Source organism: Microbacterium sp. 8M, from assembly GCF_902506375.1.
In the GTDB taxonomy this organism is placed as follows: Bacteria; Actinomycetota; Actinomycetes; order Actinomycetales; family Microbacteriaceae; genus Microbacterium.
Genome location: NZ_LR733284.1, coordinates 2,317,875 through 2,340,991 on the forward strand (window position 1 = coordinate 2,317,875; position 23,117 = coordinate 2,340,991).

A 23,117-nucleotide genomic window follows, 5' to 3' on the forward strand; every position below is an offset into this window, starting at 1 on the left:
TCCCGTCGGCTCCGGCGCGGTAGGTTCAGGGTGTGTCCGAACGAACCGCCACACAGCCCTCGCCCGATGCTCTCCGCAGCACCGCCCAGATCCCGGTGCGAGCACTGCCGGACATCGACGCCGCGGATGCTCAGACGACCCGGATCCCGCTGCTGGATCCGTCTCCGGCGGCCCCCGGAGGGTTCCACCCGAAGGCCTTCGCGGGCGAGGTGATCCCGTTCCGGGTGGTGGCGTTCCGCGAAGGGCACGACATCATCGGCGTGCACCTCCGACTGCGCACCCCGAACCACCAGGAGAGCCTGCACCGCCTGACGCCGCTGCAGGACGGCACCGACCGCTGGCAGGTCGACGTCGCCCTCGACGAGGAGCACGCCTGGACCTTCCGCTTCGAGGCGTTCGCGGACGAGTTCGCCACCTGGGCGCACGCCGCGGAGCTGAAGATCGCCGCCGGCGTCGACGTCGAGGTGATGCGCGCCCTCGGCGCGCAGCTGCTCACCCGCGCCGCCGCGGACAAGACGCGCCCCAAGCCCGAGCGCAAGCACCTCGCGGCGGTCGCGGAGTCGCTGGGCTCCCCCGACGGCACCGCGGAGGAGGCGCTCGCCGTCGCGACGGACCCCGAGCTCGCCGCACTCTTCGCGGTGCGCCCGCTGACCGCGCTCGACTCGGCGACGGCGTGGCAGACGATCGTCGTGGAGCGCACGATCGCGGGCGCCGCCGCGTGGTACGAGTTCTTCCCGCGGTCCGAGGGGGCCGTGCAGAACCCGGACGGCACGATCACGAGCGGCTCGTTCAAGACGGCCGAGAAGCGCCTGCCCGCGGTCGCCGCGATGGGCTTCGACGTGCTGTACCTCCCTCCGATCCACCCCATCGGCCGCCTCAACCGCAAGGGCCGCAACAACACGCTGGTCGCGGGCCCGGGCGACCCCGGCTCCCCGTGGGCCATCGGCGCCGCCGAGGGTGGTCACGACGCGGTGCACCCCGATCTGGGCACCCTCGCCGACTTCCGCCGGTTCGTGAAGAAGGCGAACGAGCTGAACATCGAGATCGCGCTCGACCTGGCCCTGCAGGCCGCACCCGACCACCCCTGGGTCGAGGCCCATCCCGAGTGGTTCACGGAGCTGCCCGACGGCTCCATCGCGTATGCGGAGAACCCGCCGAAGAAGTATCAGGACATCTATCCGCTGAACTTCGACCGGGATCCGGTGGGGCTGTACACCGAGGTGCTGCGCATCGTCGAGCACTGGATCGCGCAGGGGGTGCGGATCTTCCGCGTCGACAACCCGCACACCAAGCCGCTGCGGTTCTGGGAATGGCTGATCCGCACCGTCAACACCAAGCACCCGGACGTCGTGTTCCTGGCCGAAGCGTTCACCCGCCCCGCCCCCATGCGTGGGCTCGCGGCGGTCGGCTTCCAGCAGAGCTACAGCTACTTCACCTGGCGCAACACCAAGGCCGAGCTGGAGGAGTTCCTGCTCTCCGTCTCGCAGGAGACCGCGGACTACATGCGGCCGAACCTGTTCGTGAACACCCCGGACATCCTCACCGAGTACCTGCAGTTCGGCGGCCGCGCGGCGTACAAGATCCGCGCCGCGATCGCCGCCACCGGTGCCCCGCTCTACGGCGTCTACGCCGGCTACGAGCTGATCGAGAACGTGGCCCGGCCGGGATCCGAGGAGAACATCGACAACGAGAAGTACGAGTACAAGCTGCGCGACTGGGCCAAGGCCGAGGCGGAGGGACGCTCGCTCGCCCCCTACCTCACCCGCCTCAACGAGATCCGCCGCGCACATCCCGCACTGCGGCAGCTGCGCAACCTGCGCGTGCACTGGAGCGACGACGACGCGATCCTGGTGTTCTCCAAGCACCTCGACGCGACCTTCACCGGCACGGGCGCCGACGACACGATCATCGTCATCGCCAACGTGGACCCGCACTCGGTGCGGCAGACCACCGTGCATCTCGACACCCGCGCCTGGGGCGTCGAGCCGGGGACGACGTACGAGGTCGAAGACCTCGTCACCGGATCCGTCTGGACCTGGACGGACCACAATTTCGTGCGCCTGGACGCCTTCACGGAGCCGGTGCACATCCTCCATGTGAAGGGGCAGCCATGATCACCACGACGATCGATGCGGCTGTGCTCGGGGCGGTCGCGTCGGGCTCGCACCACGACCCGCATTCCGTGCTCGGCGCGCATCCGCGGCAGGACGCGGACGGCAGACGGGTCACCGTCGTGCGTGCACTGCGACCGCTCGCGAAGAGCGTCTCTGTGCTGGTCGACGGCGGCGCCGACGTGCCCCTCAGCCATCTCGCCGACGGCATCTGGGAGGGCGAGCTGAGCGGCCCCGCCGGCGCGTACCGGATCAAGGCCACTTACGCGGACGCCCCGGACTGGATCTCCGGGGATCCGTACCGGCACGTCCCCACGATCGGCGAGCTCGATCTGCACCTGATCCGCGAGGGCCGGCACGAACGGCTGTGGGAGGCGCTCGGCGCGCACCCGCGCGTGGTCGACGGCGAGCAAGGGACGGCGTTCGCGGTGTGGGCGCCGCACGCGCAGGCCGTGCGCATCGTCGGCAGCTTCAACGGCTGGGACGGCCGGCTCGACGCGATGCGCTCGATGGGCTCGAGCGGCGTGTGGGAGCTGTTCCTGCCCGGCGTGGGCGTCGGCGCACAGTACAAGTACGAGATCCTGACCCGCAGCGGGCAATGGATCCTCAAGGCCGACCCGATGGCGCAGCTCGCGGAGACTCCCCCGGCGACGGCGTCGATCGTCACCGAGTCGGGGTACACGTGGGGGGACGGCGCGTGGATGACCCGCCGCGCGGCCACGCACGCGGTCGCGCAGCCGATGAGCGTGTACGAGGTGCACCTCGGCTCGTGGCGTCCGGGGCTCGGCTATCGCGAGATCGCCGATCAGCTGATCGGGCACGTCACCGAGATCGGCTTCACCCACGTGGAGCTCATGCCGGTCGCCGAGCACCCGTTCGCGCCGTCGTGGGGCTACCAGGTCTCCGGCTACTACGCGCCCACGCACCGCTTCGGCGAGCCGGACGACCTGCGCTACCTGATCGACCGGCTGCACCAGGCGGGGATCGGCGTGATCATCGACTGGGTGCCCGGGCACTTCCCCCGCGACTCCTTCGCACTCGCGAAGTTCGACGGGGAGGCGGTCTACGAGCACCCGGATCCGCGCCGCGGCGAGCACAAGGACTGGGGCACCCTGATCTTCGACTACGGCCGCAACGAGGTGCGCAACTTCCTCGTCGCGAACGCGCTGTACTGGCTGGACGAGTTCCACGCCGACGGCCTGCGCGTCGACGCGGTCGCCTCGATGCTGTACCTGGACTACTCGCGCAACGAGGGCGAGTGGGAGCCGAACATCCACGGCGGACGGGAGAACCTCGAGGCCATCCGGTTCCTGCAGGAGGTCAACGCCACGGCCTACCGCAGGCACCCGGGCATCGTCATGGTCGCCGAGGAGTCGACGAGCTTCCCCGGCGTCACCGCGCCCACGGATCACGGCGGTCTCGGGTTCGGGTTCAAGTGGAACATGGGCTGGATGAACGACTCGCTCGTCTACATCGAGCGCGACCCGCTGTACCGCTCGCACCACCAGGGCGAGATGACGTTCTCGTTCGTCTACGCCTTCGGGGAGAACTACATCCTGCCGATCAGCCACGACGAGGTCGTGCACGGCAAGGGCAGCCTGATCTCGAAGATGCCGGGCGATCACACCGCGAAGCTCGCGAACGTGCGCGCCTACCTCGGCTACATGTGGGGGCACCCGGGCAAGAACCTGCTGTTCATGGGCCAGGAGTTCGGCCAGTTCTCGGAGTGGTCGGTCGACCGCGGCCTGGACTGGTGGCTGCTCGATCAGCCCTCGCACCAGCAGCTGCAGGGCTTCGTCGGCGCGATGAACCGCGTCTACCGGGCCAACGCGCCGCTGTGGGAGCGAGACCACGACGCGTCGTCGTTCACCCGGATCGGCGCGCCGGAATGGGATCCGAACATCGTCGCCTTCGTCCGCCGCGACGCCCACGGCGGGCACCTCGCGGTGATCAGCAACTTCTCGGGCGCGACCCGCCACGGCATGCCGCTGGACCTTCCGCTCGCGGGCGGCTGGACCGAGGTGCTGAACACGGACGCGAGCGAGTTCGGCGGCCACGGCGAGGGAAACCTCGGCCTGGTGTACGCGTCCGAGGTCGAGAACGGCTCGCCCCGGGCCACGCTGACCGTGCCGGCGCTCTCGACGATCTGGCTGCGGCACCAGAAGGATCCGCACGTCCCGATCGTCAGCAAAGGCTGAGTGAGACGAACCCGCCGCCCCCGACACTGCTAGGTGAGAGACACCGAACGGAGCCGGCATGGCACACGACGCACACGACAGGACGCTCGTCGCGCGGGCGGCGGCGGGAAGCGAATCCGCCTTCCGCTCGCTCTATCGCGCGCACGTCCGACCCGTCTACTGGATCGCGTACGGCATCCTCGGCGACGCCGGCGATGCGGAGGACGTGACCCAGGAGACGTTCGTCGTCGCCTGGCGGAAGCTGCCCGGCCTGGAGCTGGTGGGCGAGTCGCTGCTGCCCTGGCTGGCGACCGTGTGCCGGTTCCAGGCGGCCAACCGCCTGCGCCGCCGGCAGCGTGACGCGGCCCACACCACCGGGGAGGCCGATGAGCGGCTCCCCGCGCTCATCGACGTCGAGCAGCAGGTCATCGCCTCCGAGCTCGCCGAGCGCATCGCCGAGGAGCTCGGCGGGATGAGCACTCTCGATCGCGAGATCTTCCGGCTGTGCGCGACCGAGGGCTACGACTACCGCGCCGCGGCCGAGGAGCTCGGCGTCGGGCACGGCGTCGTCCGCAACCGTCTCTCCCGCGTGCGCACCCGCCTGCGCGGCGCTGTGACCGAAACGGAGCCCGCATCATGACCACCACCCCGATCACACTGCCGGAACTGTCCGATGACGCCGTGGACCGCATCGAGGAGGCCGTCTTCACCCAGATCGCCGAGGAGCGGCAGGCGCAGCAGGAGCGCGCCTCCGCGTCCCGTGGGCGTACGCGGCGGCGCCGCTGGCTCACCGCGGGCGGGATCGCCGCAGCCTTCGTCGTCGGCGTGCTCGTCACCCCGTCGATCCTGCACCTGACCGGATCCTCATCCGGATCATCCGCGATCTCCGCGCCCTACGACAGCTCTTCGGGAGCGAAGCCGATGAGCGGATCCTCCAAGGAGCTCGCGCAGAGCGCCACGGGGAACGCGGGAGGCGCCGCCTCATCCGCGACGACGCCGCGGGACGTCATCCGCACCGGATCGGCCACCGTGCAGGTGCACGACGTGCGCAAGGCTGCCGACGCACTCGCCGCGCTCGCGCAGAAGCACGGCGGGTTCATCGAGAGCGAGCAGATCGGCTCCTCCTCCGCGCCCGCCGCCACCGACGGGATCGTGCCTCCGGCCGGCGACGGCTGGGTGACGCTGCGCGTGCCCGCCGCGGACCTCCCCGCCGTGATGGACGAGCTGCGCTCGGAGGGCACGGTGCTGGCCACCTCCCTCGCCGCCAGCGACGTGACGACCACCACCACGGACCTGCGCGCTCAGGTCGACTCCCTCACCGCGTCGGTGCAGCGGCTGACCCAGCTGATGGCCCAGGCGAGCAGCGTGTCCGACCTGCTCACCGCCGAGACCGCGCTCACCGAGCGCCAGGGGCAGCTGCAGTCCGCGCAGCAGCAGCTGAAGGATCTCGAAACCCAGGTGGCGATGTCCTCGGTGCAGGTCACGCTGATGCGGCAGGCCCCGGCGGCCGCAGACCCCGGAGGCTTCGGCGACGGACTGGCCGCCGGCTGGAACGGGCTCATCGTCTCGCTGAACGCGCTGGTGATCGCGCTCGGGTTCCTGCTCCCCTGGCTCGCGGTCGCCGCCGTCCTCGCCGCGATCGTGCGGGGCGTGCTGCGGCTGCGCCGCACGGCCCGTGCCCGTCGGGCATCGGGAGCCGGCGCGGACGCCGACCGTCGCGCCTGAGCGCGGCACCGGCGTTCGGCGCCGGAGACCACGAAAGCCCTCGGCGAACCGAGGGCTTTCGTGTGCTGTCTGTGACCCCAGCGGGATTCGAACCCGCGTTACCGCCGTGAGAGGGCGGCGTACTAGGCCGCTATACGATGGGGCCGTCTTTGCGATCCGTTTCCGTCTCGCGACAACCGTTCAAGTATGACATGACGCACAGCGCCCGCCAAATCGAGGCCGCTCCGCCGCGACCCCCGGGAGTGTCGCGCTCCGCCGGATTACGCTCGGAGCATGCGCATCACGAAGCATGAGCACGCGGCACTCCGCGTCGACGACCACGGCCAGACCCTGCTCATCGACCCCGGCAGCTTCACCCTCCCCCTGGACGACCTGCACCGCCTCGTCGGCGTCGTCATCACCCACGAGCACCCGGACCACTGGACCCCCGATCACCTCGACCGGATCCTCAGGGATGCACCCGGCACGCCGATCTTCGCCCCCGCGGGCGTGGTCCGCGCGGCCGGAGACGGCTACGAGATCACCGAGGTCGCTCCCGGCGACACGGTGACCGCGGGTGAGTTCACCCTGCGGTTCTTCGGCGGCGTGCACGCGGAGATCCACTCCTCCATCCCCCGGATCGAGAACGTGGGCGTGCTCGTCGACGACGAGCTGTACTACCCCGGCGACTCCTACGCGGTGCCGGAGGGCGTCGCAGTGGGCACGCTCGCCGCTCCGGCCGGCGCTCCGTGGCTGAAGATCGGCGACGCGATGGACTTCGTGCTCGCGGTGCGCCCACGCCGCGCCTTCGGCACGCACGACATGACACTGTCCGTGATCGGCGCCAACATGCATCGGGCCCGCCTGAAGTGGGCGACGGAGCAGAACGGCGGAGAGTTCTTCGAGCTGAACCCGGGCGACGACCTCGAGGTCTGACCGGGCTCCGGCTCAGGACGGCCGATCGGCCGACGGAGCAGAGCCGGACGGCTCCGTCGGCTCGGCGGTCGTCCCCCGGGAGACCGCTGCGACGGCGGCGGTCGACGACACGACCGCCACCAGCGCGCCCAGCAGGATCGCCGCCCCCTCGCCCGGCAGGAGCGAACGCGCCTCCACGCCGAGCGCCACGGCCGCCACCGGCACGCCCAGCTGCCCTGCCGAGGCCACCGTCTGCGACCACGGCAGTCCCACCACGCGCCCCAGCAGGTGCGCGAGGACCGCCGCCGCGCCGAGCGCGAGGCCGAGCAGGACCATCTGCGGATGCGTCGCCAGCTGGCGCAGGTCGATCGAGGATCCGAGCCAGACGAAGAAGAGCGGGCCGAAGAAGCCCTCGGTCATCCCGAAGAGCTGCCGTGCCAGGCGGCGCGGCTGCCCGACCGCCGCCAGCACGAGGCCGAGCGTGAATCCCGCCATCATCACCGAGACGTGGGTGAACTGGGCGATGCCGGCCAGGGCGAAGAGCAGGAGCAGGCTCACCCGCAGCTCGAGTGCGAACTGGCGCGACTCCGACACCGCGTGCACGAGATGCAGCCGCCTCGGCCCGATCCGGCGCAGCACGATGACGATCACCAGACCGGCCGCGGCGATCCCGATCCCGCCGATCGCCACGAGCGGGACGCGCCCGGGCTGGAGCACGAGCGGCAGGGCGAGGATGCAGGCCACGTCGGCGATCGCGATCTGCGCGATCAGCTGCGCCGCCGATGCGGCCGAGACGCGCAAGGACTGCAGCATCGGCAGCACGAGCGCCGCCGACGACGAGGCGATCAGCACCGCGTACACCGCGCCGTGCCGGTTGCCGAACAGCGCAGCGACCGCGATCCCGAGTCCGACCGCAGCGACGGCGACGAGGAGCGCCCCTGACGCGCCCCTGCCCACCGAGGCACGCACCCGGCGGTCCAGGATCGGGATGTGGGATCCGATCACGAGCATGATCAGCCCGAAGCCGATCTGCGCGAGCAGGGTCAGCGTCGGCTCCGACGCATCCACCCAGCGGAAACCGGTCGCGCCGATGACGAGGCCGGCCAGCAGCTCCCCTGCGATCAGCGGCACCCGCCACGCCCGCCGTGCGGACAGCAGCGGTCCCGCCAGCCCCACCAGTACGAGGAGCGCGAGCGTCGCGAACGTCATGCGAGAACTCTAGAACCGCGTCCGCCTCCGGCCCCTTCGACAGGCTCAGGGACCGGGGCCGGCCGCTCCCCCGGCCGGGACCCTTCGACAGGCTCAGGGACCGGGGCCGGCCGCTCCCCCGGTCGGGCCCCTTCGACAGGCTCAGGGACCGGGGCGCTCAGACGAGGGCGCCCTGCGCCTGACGCACGCGGATCGCCCGCTGCTGGTGGTCCCGCTGCTCGAGCACGATGCGGCGCAGCGCGGGCGGGGCCTGCGGATGCGCGTCCAGCCACGCGTCCACCAGCTCCGTGGACTCGGTGTCGGGATACAGGCCGATCACGAGACGACGGGCGATCTCGATCGAGCGCTGCGCCCAGGCCGGTTCGATCAGCGCGAAGTAGTCGGCATCGAAGGGCTCGACGAGATCGCGGCGCCCGCCCGCCCGGAAGCCGCGGATCGTCGCGTCGAGGTGGTCGTTGCTGAGTGTCAGATCGCCCCACGCTGCGCGCCAGTCCGCGGCGCGCACGGCGGCGTTCGGCGTCGACGCGGCCGCGGCGAGCGCCGCGGTGCGGCCGCTGGCGGTGTTGTCGCGCAGCTGCTCCTCCGTGATCTCCTCCGCCCCGGCGTGACCCGTGGTGACGAGCGCGGTGAGCAGCTCCCAGCGCAGATCCGCATCCATCGGAAGCCCCGAAGGGCCCGCTCCGATGAGCAGCGTGGACACGTCGAGCCGGCGTGCATCGTCGAACGAGGCAGCGGCGGCGAACGCGCGCGCCCAGACCAGCTGCGCGTCGCTGGCAGGCTCCGCGCCCCCGAGCGCCCGCCACGTGGCGTCGAGCCACGCCCGGCGTGCCGCGGCGCGGTCCGCCTCCGGCAGGTAGTGCCCGATGGCGGAGGCGGCGTTCAGCACCACGCCGCCGAGCAGAGCGCTGTCGCTCTCGGCCGGCGCATGGGCGACGACGATCTCGAGGTAGCGCGCCACGGCGAGGTCTCCGTCCCGCACCGCGTTCCACAGTGCCGCCCAGATGAGACCGCGCGCCAGCGCATCGTCGAGCGAGGACAGCCCGCGCTCCACGGCGGCCAGAGAGCGGTCGTCGAGGCGCGCCTTGGCGTAGGTGAGATCGCCGTCATTGAGGAGCACGAGGTCGGCGTCCGGCAGCGTCACGGGGGTGCGCTCCGCGACGAGCTCGACCGGCACCCGCTCCCGCAGCACGAGCGCATCGCCGCGAAGGTCGTACAGGCCGATCTGCAGTCGGTGCGGTCGGGGGTCGCTCTGCACCACGACGGCCGCGCCGTCGGCATCCCGCTCGATACGCAGCGTGCTCATGCCGGTCGTCTGCAGCCACGCCTGCGCCCAGGCCCGCATGTCACGGCCCGAGGCCTGCTCGAGCTCGACGAGCAGGTCCTCCAGCGTCGTGTTGCCGTACGCATGCCGCGCGAAGTACCGGCGGGCGCCGTCGAAGAACGCGTCCTCGCCGACGAACGCGACGAGCTGCTTGAGCACGGCGGCGCCCTTGGCATAGGTGATGCCGTCGAAGTTCAGCTTCGCCGCCTCGAGGTCGGTGATGTCGGCGACGATCGGGTGCGTGGTGGGCAGCTGGTCCTGCGTGTACGCCCAGGCCTTGCGGCGGTTGGCGAAGGCGACCCAGGCGTCGGTGAATTCCGTGGCGGCGACGGAGGCGTGCGAGCCCATGTAGTCGGCGAACGACTCCTTCAGCCACAGGTCGTCCCACCACCGCATGGTCACGAGGTCGCCGAACCACATGTGCGCCATCTCGTGCAGGATCGTGTTCGCCCGCGCCTGCCGCTGCGCGCGCGTGGCCGCGCCGCGATACAGGTACGCCTCGGTGAAGGTGACGAGCCCGGGATTCTCCATCGCGCCGATGTTGTACTCCGGCACGAAGATCTGGTCGTACTTGCCCCAGGGATAGGGGAAGGCGAACGCGTCCGCGAAGAAGTCCAGCCCCTGGCGGGTGACCTCCAGGATCTCGTCCGCGGGAAGGTGCTCCGCCATCGAGGCTCGGCTCAGCACCGAGAGCGGCACCACGAGCCCATCACGACGCCACTCGGACGACACGCGCACGTACGGCCCCGCCGCGATGCACGTGAGATAGCTGGACAGCGGCAGCGTGGGCGCGAACTCCACGGTCTGCGCGCCGTCCTCGACGCGTGTGGACACCGGCGACTGGTTGCCCAGCACCTCCCATTCGGCCGGTGCGGTCACGACGACAGTCAGCGGCGCCTTCATGTCCGGCTGCTCGAAGCAGGCCATGAACCGGCGGGCGTCGGCCGGCTCGTCGTGGGTGTACAGGTACACGCCGCCGTCCACCGGGTCGACGAAGCGGTGCAGTCCCTCACCCGACCGGCTGTAGGCGCCGGTCGCGCGGATCACCACCGTGTTGTGCGCGGCCAGCCCGCGGAGCCGGATGCGGGCGCCGTCCCACTCCACGTCCTGCGTCGTGCCGTTCAGGACGACCTCTTGCACCGCCTCGCCGAGGAAGTCGACCCAGGTCTCGGGCGCCGTCGCGTCGAACTCCAGCGTGCTCGACGTGGCGAACCCCGTGGTCGCGGCGTCCACGGCGCCGGTCACGTCGAGCTCGAGGCGGGAACGCAGCAGAGTGACGCTCGCGGATCGCGCGGCCGTCTCGGTGCGGGTGAGATTGGCGGTGGTCATGGATCCATCGTTCCATGCTCCGCCTCCGGCATGGACGCTGTGCCAGCATGGTCGCATGACTGAGCAGGCCACGACCGAATCCCTTCCCGAACGCAGCAGGATCGTGCAAGAGCACGTGCGCGCCGCCGGGCTGGCGTCGCAGGTGCGCGAGCTCCCGGATTCCGCGCGCACCGCGGCGCAGGCCGCCGCCGCGCTGGACTGCGAGGTCGGCGCGATCGGATCCAGCCTGCTCTTCCTCGCCGACGGCGAGCCGCTGCTGGTGATGACCAGCGGGCGGCACCGGGTCGACGTCGATGTGCTCGCTGCGGCGGTCGGGGCGGAGAGCGTCGCGATGGCGCCCGCGGCCACCGTGCGCGAGGTGACCGGGCAGGCGATCGGCGGTGTCGCGCCGGTCGGCCATCCCGCGCCGGTGCGCACCGTGGTCGATGCCGCGCTGCGCGACTACGACGTGGTCTGGACGGCCGGCGGCACGCCGCACACCGTGATGCCGATGACCTTCGACGAGCTCGTGGCGCTCACCGGCGGCGAGGTCGTCGAGGTGGCGGCTAGCTGATCGCGCCGCATTCCGCAAGCCCTGGGCCCCGGCTCAGGGGGCGTCCAGACTCCGTGCCTAGCGTGGAAAGGGATGTCACGGAACGGTAACAGGATCAGTTCGCTCGACGGCCTCCGCGGCCTCGCCGCGGGGATCGTGCTCATCCACCATGCCTCCCTGATCGCGGAGCCCTGGCTGGATCCGGCCGGCTGGGCGCTGCTCACGCAGTCGCCGCTGAAGCTGCTGCTGGCCGGATCCGAAGCGGTCATGGTGTTCTTCGTGCTGTCCGGTCTCGTCGTGGCGCTGCCGGCGCTGCGGCCGGGCTTCTCCTGGGCGCGGTACTTCCCTGCGCGGCTGGTGCGGCTCTACGTGCCGGTGATCGCCGCGCTCGGCGCCGCGACGCTCTTGGTGCGCCTGGTGCCGCGCGACGCCTCGACGATGCCCGAGGACTCGTGGATGCAGGACACCCAGGCGACGCACGTCTCCGCGGCGGACGTGCTCTCGCAGATGACGCTGCTGCGCTCCGACTATCCGATCGACAACGTGCTGTGGTCGCTGCGCTGGGAGCTGTTCTTCTCGCTGCTGCTCCCCGTGTACGTGTGGCTGGCGCTGCGGGTGCGTCGCTTCGCCGTGCCCGTGGCTGCGCTGACCGTCGTCCTCATGTTCCTCGGTCGGGCCGGCGGCAACTCCGCGCTCGCCTACCTGCCGGTGTTCCTGCTCGGCACGCTCATCGCGGTGCGCTTCTCCGAACTGCGCGACTGGGCGGCCCGGCCGCAGGTGCGGCGCGTGCTGCCCTGGGTCGCCGTGGTCGCGTGCACGCTGCTGATCGCGAGCTGGCTCGCCCGGCCCCTCACCGCGGGCACCATCGCCGCCGACCTGCTGTGGGCCCTCGCCGGCGCGGGAGCGGCGCTGCTCGTGATCCTCGCGGTGGTCTGGCCTCAGGCCCAGCGCGCCCTGGGCACGGCCCCGATGCAGTGGCTCGGCCGCGTGTCGTTCAGCCTCTACCTCGTGCACGCGCCGATCCTGGCCACGCTCTGCTACCTCCTCGGCGCGGAGCAGTGGTGGCTGGCGTGCCTGGTGGGCGTGCCGCTGAGCCTCGCCGTCGCGGCAGCGTTCCATGCGCTCGTCGAGCGTCAGTCGCAGGAGCTCGCACGCCGGGCCGGCACCATCGGCGCCGCTCTCGCCGACCGTGCCGCGGTGCGTCGCATCCGCACCGCCCGGCAGGCGGCGCTCGCCCGACAATGACGGGGAGCGCCCGGGCGGGCTCCGGGATCGCCGCTCAGTGGACGGCTGCCGCCTCGCGCCGCGCGCGGCGCCGGGTGACCGCGCCGTACACGGCACGCAGCACGGCCCGGGTCGCGTAGCGCACGCCGATGCCCGCCGCGCCGAAGGCGCACGCGATGAGGACGGCGCGCGGATCGTGCAGATCGACGTCGAACAGCCGGGATCCGAACGGCGTGAGGATGGCGACGAGCATCCCGCCGATCATGGCGCCGACGAGGACGATCTTCCACGGACGGAAGGGGCGGGCGACCGTGATGAGCACGAAGAACGCCACGACGACGAGCGCCAGGAACGCGGTCGACGCGGTGAGCTTCTCGACCTCGCGTCCCGTCCCGAGCACCGCCCGCCCCGTGAGATACGCCCCGTAGGAGGCGAGCGCGGCGCCGATGCCGCCCGGCACGGCCGCATCCAGCACCCGTCGCACGAAGCCGTCCTGCGCACGGGCCGTGTTGGGCGCGAGCGCGAGGAAGAACGCGGGGATCCCGATCGTGAACCACGCGATGAGGGTGACATGCCGGGGAAGGAACGGGAACGGCACCGCCGTGACCGCGACGAGCAGCGCGAGCAGGATCGAGTACAGCGTCTTGGTGAGGAACAGCGTGGCGACCCGCTCGATGTTGCCGATCACCCGGCGGCCCTCCGCGACCACATGCGGCAGCGTGGCGAAAGAGTTGTCCAGCAGCACGATGCGCGACACGGCGCGCGCCGCGGGCGACCCGGAGCCCATCGCGACCCCGACGTCGGCGTCCTTGAGGGCGAGCACGTCGTTGACGCCGTCGCCGGTCATCGCGACGACGCGTCCGTCCCGCTGCAGCGCGTGCACCATGGCGCGCTTCTGCGTGGGCGTCACCCGCCCGAACGCGGTGCGCTCCTGCACCTCGGTGTCGAAGTGCGCCGAGTCGGGATCCAGCGCGCGCGCATCCACCGCGTCGCGGCCGTTCGGCACTCCGGCCTCGGACGCGATCGCGCCGACCGCGGCGGCGTTATCCCCGGAGATGACCTTGATGTCCACGTCCTGCTGCGCGAAGTAGGCGATCGCGCCCGGGGCCTCGGCGCGCAGGCGCTGATCCAGGATCACGAGCGCCGCGGCGCTCAGGCCGTCCGGCAGCCCGTCGCCCGCGGCATCCGTCGCCGGCAGCGGCGCATCGGTGCGCGTCAGGGCGAGCACGCGCAGCCCCTCGGACGCGAGCGCGTCGGAGCGCGTGCGCACCGCGTCGCCGTCCGCGAGCAGCACGTCCGGCGCGCCGAGCACCCAGCTCTCCACGGGCTGCGTGCCGGCGGCGGGACACTGCACGGCGGCCCACTTGCGCGCGGAGGAGAAGGCGACGGAGGTCTGCACCGTCAGGGCGGGCGCATCGCCCACGTGCTCCAGGATCGCCGCCATGCTCGCGTTGGGCTTGCCCTCGGCTCGCCCGAGCGCTGCGAGCGCGCCCTCGATGCGGTCGTCCGCCTCGCCGAGCCGCTCCACCGCACCGACCCGCATGCCGTCCTCGGTGAGGGTTCCGGTCTTGTCCGTGCACACCACGTCGACGCGGGCGAGCTGCTCGATCGCCGGCAGATCCTGCACGAGGCAGTTGCGGCGGCCGAGGCGGATCACGCCCACGGCCATCGCGACGCTCGTCATCAGCACGAGCCCCTCCGGCACCATCGGCACGAGCGCGGCGACGAGACCCCGGACGGCCTTGCGCCAGTCCTCCGAGTGCCCCCAGATCTGGTTGATGATCGTGAGCACGCCGACCGGGATGAGCGCCCAGGTGACGTACTTCAGGATCTGATCGATCCCCGCGCGCAGCTGCGAGGTCGGCTTGCGGAACTCGGAGGCCTCCTTGGCGAGACGGGCGGCGTAGGCGTGCTCCCCCACCGCCGTCGCACGGAAAGCGGCGGATCCCGCGGCCACGAAGCTGCCGGACTTGAGCTCGTAGCCGGCGCCGGCGAGCACCGGCTCGGACTCCCCGGTGAGCAGCGACTCGTCGACCTCGAGGCCCGTGGCATCGAGCACGATGCCGTCCACCGGGATCTGGTCGCCGGCCGCGACGAGCACGACGTCGTCGAGCACGAGCTGCTCCACGTCGATGTCGGACACGCCCTCGGCGCGTTCGACCCTGGCGGGCGCCTTGCTCAGCAGGGCGAGCCGGTCCAAGGTGCGCTTGGCCCGCACCTCCTGGACCATGCCGACGACGCTGTTCACGACGATGAGCAGGCCGAAGAGCCCGTCGATGAAGTAGCCGGTGCCGAGGATCAGCAGGAACATCACGAGGTAGATGCCGTTGACCCGCGTGAAGGCGTTCGCGCGGAAGATCTCGCCGAAGCTGCGGCTCGTGCGGGCCTCGATGACGTTGCCCTCGCCACGAGCACGGCGGTCCGCGACCTCGGCTGCGGTGAGTGGAGCACGGGTCGTCGCGGTGGGCCCGCCATCGGCGGAGGATTCGCCCGTCACCGGTTCCGCTTCCCCGATCCGGCCGTTCTCGCTCATGGGTTCACGCTAACAGCGCCCGGCCCGCGGGCGCTGGACGAATCAGGCCGGATCCGCGATCCGGGACGGCCCCACCGCGCCCGACGCCCGCTCCTGGCGCAGAGCCGGCAGGTAGCACAGGGCGCCGAGGATGCTGAACGCGCCTGCCACCGCCGTCGCCACGGCGGGCGACGTGGCGCCGGCGAAGGCGGTGATCACGAGCAGCCCGATGCTGTACGCGCCACCGGAGACCATCGAGTTGAGCGACAGGATCGTCGCCCGGGTGGCACGGTCGGCCTCGCGGTGCAGCAGCGCCGCGTGCATGGGTCCGGCCGCGCCATGCGCGAGGTAGGTGAGGCCGTAGCCGATCAGGAGACCGACGACGCCCGAGGACAGCCCCATCAGCACCACGAACGCGCCGTTCAGGATTCGGCTGAGGATCGCGGTCCAGGCCACGCCGATCACGCCGCTCAACCGGCTCGCGAGCAGGGACCCGACCGCGAACAGGCCCCATGCGGCGGCCGAGGCCGGTCCGAACACGGCGGCTGCAGCGTCCTCTCCCCCGAGGATCCCCTCCAGCTGGAGCGGCGTGAGCGTCTCGAAGCCGATCATCGCGACGGACCAGAACACCTCGACGAGCACGAGCCCGAGGAGCACCCGGGAGCGGACGGCACGGCGCAGCCCGTCGGCGATCGTGCGCGGGGTCTGCCGCGCGGCTCCTGCGATCGCTGCGAGAGGCCGGACGGATCCCGCGCTGCGCACCGCCGGGTCCCGCACCAGGACGACGACGAGCACCGTGTACCCCAGGTACAGGGCGATCGCCACGAGCATGGGCAGGATCAGGGCGGACAGGCCGGCAAGCGGATGCCAGGCCACGAGGAGGCCACCGCACAGCGCGCCGCCCGCGATGGCGACCCCGACCGCCGTCCCCGCGCGGGCGAGGGGCTGCGCCACCTCGGCGCGGGGATCGTGCTCGTGGACCGTGTCGACGAACCACGCCTCGAGCGATCCCGAATCGAGCACGCGGAACAGGCCCTGCAGGAGCAGCGAGATCGCGAACAGCGCATACGAGTCGGCGATCAGGAAGAGCACGCTCGCCACGACCGCGAGAACACCGGAGGCCGCGAGCACCGGCCTGCGTCCGAGGGTGTCGGAGAGCGCACCGGTCGGCAGTTCCAGGGCCAGCGCGACGAAGCCCTGGATGGCGAGGATGGATCCGATCGCCGCGATCGACATCCCGCGTTCGAGCGGAAGCAGAACGGTGAGCCCCAGCGTCACGCCGACGGGCAGCCACCGCAGCGCCGTGAGCAGCACCAATCGCCGCTGCGCCGCGGGGATGGCCGGCGGCGTCCCGGTTCCGACGGGGGTCCCGGACGTCCGCGTGGTCACGGCTGCACCGTCGGGTCGAGGTCGACCGGGATGCTCTGCACGATGAGCTGCACCCGGCGCGCGGCCGGATCCCCCTCACCGGCGCGGCGGTACTTCTCGGTGAGGGCCTCCAGCTCGTCCTGGAACGCGGCGAGCTGCCCCGGGGTGACCGTGAGCAGCGCGTCGCCGAAGCCGAGCCGGTCGACCCACTCCACGGGCCAGCCCGCCTCGGCGTCGAGCCACTGCTCCGCGCGCGCGGCGTACTGCCGCACGTAGTCGCGCCGCAGCCAGCCGAGGGCGGTCTGCGCGTCCTCGTCGTCCGCGAAGTCCGAGTTGCTCCACGAGTGATAGTCGGTGCTCGCCCGCCAGATCCGCCGCTTGCCCGCCCCGTCGCCGGTGTCTGCGACGAGTCCGACGTCCTCGAGTGCGCGCAGGTGATAGCTGGTCGCCCCGCTGTTGGTGCTCAGGGCGGCGGCGAGCTCGGTCGCGGTCGCAGGGCCGTGCAGGCGCAGCCGGCCGAGGATGCGGGAGCGCAGCGGATGCGCCAGCACGCGCACGGCCCGTTCGTCCAGGCGCATTCCCACCGGCGCTTCAGTCTCGTCCATGCCCCCAGGATCACATGCACAGATTTTTTGCACAAGAGTTGTGCAAAGAAATCATGCACGCATGGGTCAACGAGCCTCCGCGTCGGACGCCGGCTGCGCAGCCGGGAGCCCGTTGGCCTCGGACGGGATACGGCGCTCCAGCGCGAGAGCTAGCACGCAGATGAGCAGGGCGCCCAGGACCATCGCCACGATGAACCACGCCTGACGCCCCTCCCCGAGCAGCAGGCCCGCCGCGATCGGGCCGGCGATGGCACCGCCCTGGAAGGCCGCGGCGTTGATCGCGTTGTAGCGTCCGCGGCTGCGGTCGGTCGCCAGATCGTTGTAGATCGCCGGCACCGTGGGCTGCAGCATGGTCTCCCCGAACGCGAAGACGCCCATGAACAGCAGCACCCCGACAGCCGCGGCGACCGATCCCGGCAGCAGCCCGGTGAGTCCGAGGACGGCCCAGGACAGCGCCCAGGTCAGGGTCATGATCTGCATGACCCTGGTGCGCCGGCGCCCGCGGATGAGCCTCAGCACGGCGAACTGCAGCAGCACGATCACGGCTGTGTTCACCGCGAACGAGAATCCGATGATCTGCGTGGAGACGCCCGACACCTGGCGGGCGAAGGCGGGGAAGCCGCCCTCCATCTGGCCGTAGCCGATGAACACCGCGAGGAAGGTCAGCAGCGTCATCCACAGCACGGCCGGGCGGCGCAGGATCTGACGGTACCCCTCGGCCGGCTCCTCGTGCGCCTCGGCGGGGTCTGCATGGGTGCGCACATGCCGCAGCGGCCCGAGCAGCAGCGCCATCGGGATGAGGGAGCACGCGGCGTCGATGAGGAAGATGGCGGTGAAGGTCTCCGGGCGGTGCACGTCGATGAAGAAGCCGCCCACGATGCCGCCGACGCCGATGCCGAGGTTGATCAGGGCGAAGTTCACACCGAAGTACTGCTGACGGAGATCCCCGTCGACGATCGCCGCGATCACCGCATTGAAGCCGGGCCAGGACACGCCGAAGTTCACGCCCATCATCACCAGCCCGATCGCCGCGATGACCGGCGTCGTGGCGAAGGCCAGCAGGACGCAGCCCGCGATCATGGCCGTGAGCCCGGCCAGCAGCACCCGGCGGGCGCCGTAGCGGTCGATGAGCGTGCCTCCCGGGCCCGTCACGATGAGGCCGGTGACGGCGATGATGCTCATCAGCGCCCCGGACACGCTCAGGTCGAACCCGCGCACCTCGTGCAGGTAGATGATCGTGAAAGGCAGAGTCAACCCGCGACCCAGCGTCTGGATCGCGACGGTGGACAGCAGCCAGCGCCCTTCCACGGGCAGAGCGGTCCAGAACGTTCGCATACCGGTCACCGCACAAGTCTGCCGGAGGCCACCGACACTCCCGTCGCCTGCCGCGTGTCGCGAGCGTGGACGGCGGCGACGCGACGCCGGGCCGAGGTCAGCGGACGGCGGCCGCGACTCGTGCGAACGCCTGCGCGAGGTCGCCGATGAGGTCCTCCGGGTCTTCGAGTCCGATCGACAGCCGCACGATGTCCGCCCCAGGGCGCGCCTCCGCCGCCACCGGCCGGTGCGTCAGCGCTGCGGGGTGCTGCACGAGCGAGTCCACGCCGCCGAGCGACACGGCGTGGGTGAACAGCCGCACGGATCCGGTGAGCGCCTCCGCAGCCGCGTAGCCGTCGCGCAGCCGGGCCGCGATCATCGCACCGCCGCCGCGCATCTGGCGCGGGATGAGGCCCCGATCGTCGCCGATCCCGGGATAGAACACCTCGGCGACGGCCGGGTGCTCGGCGAGCCACGCCACGACCCGCTCCGCCGAGCGCTGCTGACGCTCCATCCGCACCGGCAGGGTGGCCAGCCCGCGGTGCAGCAGGTAGGCGCCGAGGGGGTGCAGCAGCGCTCCGGTGATCGCCCGCACGCGCCGCAGCGCCTGCGCGGTGTGCTCCGAGCACGCGATGACGCCGGCGATCACGTCACCGTGCCCGCCGATGTACTTCGTCGCGCTGTGCAGCGACATCGCCGCTCCGAGATCCAGCGGGTTCTGCAGCAGCGGCGTGGCGAAGGTGTTGTCCACGAGCACCGGGACCCCGCCGGACTGCGCGACGACTGCGGCGATGTCGACGAGGTCGAGCGTCGGGTTGCCCGGGGTCTCCACGACGATGAGGCCGGTGTCCTCGCGCAGGTGCGCGCGCACCTCGTCCTCGGTGCAGAAGGTCGTCTCGGCTCCCAGCAGGCCGGAGTCGAGCAGGTGGTCGGTGCCGCCGTAGAGCGGCCGCACCGCGACGATGTGGCGCTTGCCGGACCCGGTCGTGTGCGACAGGATCGCCGCGGTCATCGCCGCCATGCCGCTGGAGAACGCGACCGCCGCCTCGGCGTGCTCCAGCTCGGCCAGCCCCTCCTCGAAGCGCGCGACCGTGGGGTTCCACAGCCGGGCGTACACGTTGCCGCCGTCGGGCAGGGGGTGCCCGCCGTTCGCCATCGACTCATAGGAGTCCCCGCCGTGCACGATGTCCGGCAGCGGGTTCGTCGAGGAGAGGTCGATCGGAGCGGCGTGGACGCCCAGCGCGGCGAGGTCTGCGCGGCCGGCGTGCACCGCCACGGTCTCGGGGCGAAGGGGCGTCTCGTGCAGGGAGTCCTCGTCGATCATGGATCCAGGATCCCGCTGCGCGCAGGTCTGTGCCAGCATCCTTGCTGCGATCACTCCTGTCGCGTGAGACGATTGCGCTGAGAGCAACATCTCGCCGCGGAGAGGAGCGGATCTTGGCCGCCGGACAGCAGCACGTCGACGCGCTCGACCTGCGCATCATCGCCGCTCTCTCCGAGCATCCCGATGCGCCGATCAAGGAGCTGGCAGCCGCGCTCGGCATCCCCGCCTCCACCTGCGCGTTCCGCCTGCGCTCGCTGCGGGCGCGCGGCGTGATCCTCGGCATGCGCCTGCTCGTCGATCCCGCAGCCCTGGGTCGCCCGGTGCAGGCGGTGATCCGCGTGCGCCTCGGCAATCACAGCAAGGCGGGCGTCGAGACGCTGTTCGACGACCTCGCAGGCACCGAGGGCGTGCTGCAGGTCTTCCACATCGCCGGAGCCGACGACTTCCTCGTACACGTCGCGGTCGCCGATGCCACGGCCCTGCGCGACATCGTGCTGGAGCGCATCACCGTGCACGACGTGGTGCGCGCCACGGAGACGCAGCTCGTGTTCGAGCGCCGCGACGGAGCAGGCCTGTCGGCTGTACAACCCCGCGGACCTTCGGCACTCTGAGAACTGTCCCGGAACGACCCCGCATCCCGCGGCACCGCACGCGCATCGCAGAGAGGGCCTCGCATGACCGCCTCCGAGCACACCCCTGCCGGCACCGCCCGTCCCCCGGCGTCCGAGCCGCGTCCGGCCCCGCAGTGGGCCCGCGCGGTGCTGTCGTACCTGCGTCGCAACCCGTTCGCTGCCGTGCTCGCGGTCGTGGTCGTCGCGACGGGCTTCCTCACCGGCACCTATTTCGGACGGTTCCCGCTCGAACTCGCGGCCGGGGAGAGCACCACCGTCGGGGCGGGTCTGTGGTGGACGCCGGTGACGGCGCTGCTGTTCCCCGATTCCGTGATCGGCGGTCTTCTCGCCCTCGCGCTGATCCTCACGGCGGGCGCGTACGCCGAGCGCAAGCTCGGCACGCTGCGCGCCATCGGGGTGTTCTTCCTCACCGGCGTGCTCGGGATGGCGATCGGCCTCGGCGGGCAGGCCGTCCTGCTGTCCTGGGGGTCCCAGTGGGGCATGCTCGCGAGCTTCGACCTGGTCGCCGATCCCACCATCGGCACGGTCGGCCTGCTCATGACGGCCAGCGCCTTCGCCCCGGCGCTGTGGCAGCGACGCATCCGCGTGGTCGGCTTCACCCTGCTGGTGATGTTCGCGCTGTACGCGGCGGACAGCGACAGCGTGTTCCGGCTCCTCTCCGGCGCACTCGGCCTGCTCCTCGGCGTCCTGCTCGCCCGCGGTGCCGTGCGCGCCTCCTGGCACCGCAGCTCGTACCGCGAGGTCCGCACCCTCGTCGCGGCGATCGTGGCGGCGACGGGCCTGGGTCCGTTCATCGTGCTGGTCTCCGGATCCTTGTACGCGCCGCTCGGCCTCGTCGTTTCCGGCTTCTCCCCCGTCGACGCGCAGCCCATGGACAAGAGCTGCGCCCAGGACTTCACCGCGGACTGCTCGCGTCAGGCGGCCGCTCTCCTGCAGTCCGGGCCCGGGCCGTTCCTGATCAGCCTCGTGCCGCTGCTGCTCACCCTGCTCGCCGCGTGGGGACTGCGCACCGGTCGCCGGGCGGCGTGGATCCTGGCGCTCGTCGTGAACGCGGTCATCGCCGTGCTCACCGCCACCGCCGTCGGCTTCAACGACCTGCTCGACGACAAGGCGCGCGGCAACCTGCTGATCGAGGACGGCATCGCGATGATCCTCGCCGTGCTCGTGCCGATCGGGGTCATCGCCCTGCTGCTGATCACCCGGCGGCGCTTCCAGGTGACGGCGCCGCGTGCCGCCGTGCGACGGTTCGCGGTCACCACGATCGGAGCCTTCGCGGTGTGCGCGGGCATCTACGTGGTGATCGGCCTCATCGACGGCGACAACTACCTCGACGGTCAGCCCTCGGTCGGCGAACTCCTCGCCGACCTCGTGCGCCCGTTCGTGTCCCCCGGCCTGCTGCCCGCCATCGCCGATGCGGGGATCCCGGTCGATGGGGCGGCCCTGTTCGTCTATCAGTGGATCGGCGTGCCGTTCTGGATCGTCTTCGTCCTCGCCGCGATCCGGCTGTTCCGGGCCACGCAGGTCGGCAGCCACATCGTGGAAGAGGCGCAGTTCCGGGATCTGCTTCGCCGAGGCGGGGGCGGCACGCTCGGATTCATGGGCACCTGGTCCGGCAACACGCACTGGTTCACGCCCGACGGCCGCGGCGCGGTCGCGTACCGGGTGATCAACAAGGTCGCGCTGACGATGTCGGATCCGGTGTGCGCCCCGGGTGCGGAGCGCGAGACCATCGAGGGCTTCATCGGCTACTGCGAGGAACAGGGGTGGGCGGCCTGCTTCTACAGCTTCCACGAGCGCTTCCTGCCGATCTTCCAGTCCTTCGGCTGGCAGTACATGTCCGTCGGTGAGGAGACCGTGATCGACCTCCCGGGCTTCGAGCTCACCGGCAAGGCATGGCAGAAGGTGCGGCAGCCGCTCAACCGCGGGGAGCGCGAGGGCATCACCACTCTCTGGTCCACGTGGCACGACCTGCCGTCGCGCTACTCCCGGGAGATCACCGCCGTCAGCGAGGAGTGGGTGGCGCACAAGAAGCTCCCGGAGATGGGCTTCACGCTCGGCGGCATGGAGGAGCTCAAGGATCCGGATGTCGGGATCTTCCTCGCGATCAACAAGGACGGCGGGATCGAGGCCACCACGAGCTGGCTGCCGAGCTGGACCGACGGGAAGATCACCGGCTGGACGATCGACTTCATGCGGCGCAGCGACGGATCCATGCCCGGCATCATGGAGTACGTCATCGCGTCGGCGGCGCTGCACATGAAGGAGCAGGGGGTGCAGGTGCTGAGCCTCTCCGGAGCCCCGCTGGCCACCAAGCCCGGCGAGGAGCCCACCGACCCGACCGTCATGGATCGGCTGCTGGGATGGCTGGGCGAGATGCTCGAGCCGGCGTACGGCTTCACGTCGCTGTTCCGCTTCAAGAGCAAGTTCAACCCGCGTTACGAGACGATCTACATGGCGTACGCGGACCCTGCCCAGCTTCCCAGGATCGGAATGGCGATCGGCAGCGCCTACCTTCCGGAGGCGACGCCCAAGGAATACCTCGCGCTGATGCAGACCATCACGAACCGCGGCGGAGACCGCTGACGTCAGCGCGGCCCGCGCCACGCCGACGCTCCGGTTGCTCGGCCAATCTATGGAACTCTCAGGAACCACCCGTATTATTACGGAGTTGTAACACCCCTCCGCTCCCCCCGAACGCGGAGAAAGTCACACCCCCTCCGCTGCCCGAGGAGCACATCATCAGTTCGCGAGCCCCCGAGACCGAGCTCCCCTCTGCCCATTCCGCAGGTTCCCCCGCTGCGACCCCGGGCACCGCCGCGCCCCGTTCCCGTCGTGAGATG

The 23,117-nt window shown here is 71.4% G+C and carries 16 protein-coding genes and 1 tRNA gene; 9 read left to right on the plus strand and 8 right to left on the minus strand.

Annotated features, from left to right (window positions below; all coding sequences use genetic code 11):
* Positions 1-32: 32 nt before the first annotated feature.
* Genes AERO9AM_RS11160 through AERO9AM_RS11175 form a run of 4 tightly spaced genes read left to right on the plus strand, consistent with a single transcriptional unit; the run spans position 33 to position 6,013 of the window.
* Positions 33-2,114, plus strand: a complete 2,082-nt coding sequence (locus tag AERO9AM_RS11160) for an alpha-1,4-glucan--maltose-1-phosphate maltosyltransferase (RefSeq protein ID WP_236602582.1) — start codon at positions 33-35, stop codon at positions 2,112-2,114.
* Entirely contained in the window at positions 2,111-4,309 is a 2,199-nt protein-coding gene (gene glgB / locus AERO9AM_RS11165; protein WP_159576204.1) for a 1,4-alpha-glucan branching protein GlgB, read from the plus strand. Before AERO9AM_RS11160 ends, glgB begins: the two co-directional genes overlap by 4 nt.
* Positions 4,310-4,367: 58 nt before the next feature.
* Positions 4,368-4,928: an RNA polymerase sigma factor gene (locus AERO9AM_RS11170; RefSeq protein WP_159576205.1), complete on the plus strand. Its 561-nt coding sequence runs from the start codon at positions 4,368-4,370 to the stop codon at positions 4,926-4,928.
* Complete coding sequence (locus tag AERO9AM_RS11175) at positions 4,925-6,013, plus strand: DUF4349 domain-containing protein (RefSeq protein ID WP_159576206.1); 1,089 nt, start codon at positions 4,925-4,927, stop codon at positions 6,011-6,013. Before AERO9AM_RS11170 ends, AERO9AM_RS11175 begins: the two co-directional genes overlap by 4 nt.
* A gap of 72 nt (positions 6,014-6,085) precedes the next feature.
* Here the strand turns inward: AERO9AM_RS11175 and AERO9AM_RS11180 are convergent.
* Positions 6,086-6,158, minus strand: a tRNA-Glu gene (locus AERO9AM_RS11180).
* 128 nt (positions 6,159-6,286) lie between these two features.
* Between AERO9AM_RS11180 and AERO9AM_RS11185 the strand changes: the two genes are divergently transcribed.
* Complete coding sequence (locus tag AERO9AM_RS11185; protein WP_159576207.1) at positions 6,287-6,928, plus strand: MBL fold metallo-hydrolase; 642 nt, start codon at positions 6,287-6,289, stop codon at positions 6,926-6,928.
* A 12-nt stretch (positions 6,929-6,940) separates the two neighbouring features.
* On the opposite strand, the gene AERO9AM_RS11190 is transcribed toward AERO9AM_RS11185, so the two are convergent.
* Positions 6,941-8,116 carry a cation:proton antiporter gene (locus AERO9AM_RS11190; RefSeq protein WP_159576208.1) on the minus strand — a complete coding sequence of 392 codons (1,176 nt, stop codon included), beginning with the start codon at positions 8,114-8,116 and terminating at the stop codon, positions 6,941-6,943.
* Between the two features lie 157 nt (positions 8,117-8,273).
* The gene (gene pepN, locus AERO9AM_RS11195) at positions 8,274-10,766 is read right to left on the minus strand and encodes an aminopeptidase N (RefSeq protein WP_159576209.1); all 2,493 of its coding nucleotides are present in this window, start codon (positions 10,764-10,766) and stop codon (positions 8,274-8,276) included.
* A gap of 55 nt (positions 10,767-10,821) precedes the next feature.
* Here pepN and AERO9AM_RS11200 point away from each other — a divergent pair, with 55 nt between their 5' ends.
* Positions 10,822-11,319 carry a YbaK/EbsC family protein gene (locus AERO9AM_RS11200; protein ID WP_159576210.1) on the plus strand — a complete coding sequence of 166 codons (498 nt, stop codon included), beginning with the start codon at positions 10,822-10,824 and terminating at the stop codon, positions 11,317-11,319.
* 72 nt (positions 11,320-11,391) lie between these two features.
* Entirely contained in the window at positions 11,392-12,543 is a 1,152-nt protein-coding gene (locus AERO9AM_RS11205; protein WP_159576211.1) for an acyltransferase family protein, read from the plus strand.
* 34 nt (positions 12,544-12,577) lie between these two features.
* Here AERO9AM_RS11205 and AERO9AM_RS11210 read toward each other — a convergent pair whose 3' ends face one another.
* From AERO9AM_RS11210 to AERO9AM_RS11230, 5 genes are all read right to left on the minus strand, one after another.
* A complete protein-coding gene (locus tag AERO9AM_RS11210; protein WP_159576212.1) occupies positions 12,578-15,055 on the minus strand; it encodes an HAD-IC family P-type ATPase in 2,478 nt (825 codons plus the stop codon).
* A gap of 42 nt (positions 15,056-15,097) precedes the next feature.
* Positions 15,098-16,423: an MFS transporter gene (locus AERO9AM_RS11215; protein WP_236602583.1), complete on the minus strand. Its 1,326-nt coding sequence runs from the start codon at positions 16,421-16,423 to the stop codon at positions 15,098-15,100.
* Entirely contained in the window at positions 16,420-17,007 is a 588-nt protein-coding gene (locus AERO9AM_RS11220; RefSeq protein ID WP_236602584.1) for a winged helix-turn-helix domain-containing protein, read from the minus strand. Before AERO9AM_RS11220 ends, AERO9AM_RS11215 begins: the two co-directional genes overlap by 4 nt.
* Positions 17,008-17,073: 66 nt before the next feature.
* Complete coding sequence (locus AERO9AM_RS11225) at positions 17,074-18,342, minus strand: MFS transporter (RefSeq protein ID WP_159577500.1); 1,269 nt, start codon at positions 18,340-18,342, stop codon at positions 17,074-17,076.
* 97 nt (positions 18,343-18,439) lie between these two features.
* Positions 18,440-19,645 carry a trans-sulfuration enzyme family protein gene (locus AERO9AM_RS11230; RefSeq protein WP_159576213.1) on the minus strand — a complete coding sequence of 402 codons (1,206 nt, stop codon included), beginning with the start codon at positions 19,643-19,645 and terminating at the stop codon, positions 18,440-18,442.
* Positions 19,646-19,758: 113 nt separating this feature from the next.
* Here AERO9AM_RS11230 and AERO9AM_RS11235 point away from each other — a divergent pair, with 113 nt between their 5' ends.
* Positions 19,759-20,256, plus strand: a complete 498-nt coding sequence (locus AERO9AM_RS11235; protein WP_236602585.1) for an Lrp/AsnC family transcriptional regulator — start codon at positions 19,759-19,761, stop codon at positions 20,254-20,256.
* Between the two features lie 63 nt (positions 20,257-20,319).
* Entirely contained in the window at positions 20,320-22,860 is a 2,541-nt protein-coding gene (locus AERO9AM_RS11240) for a bifunctional lysylphosphatidylglycerol flippase/synthetase MprF (protein WP_159576214.1), read from the plus strand.
* Positions 22,861-23,117: the final 257 nt, after the last annotated feature.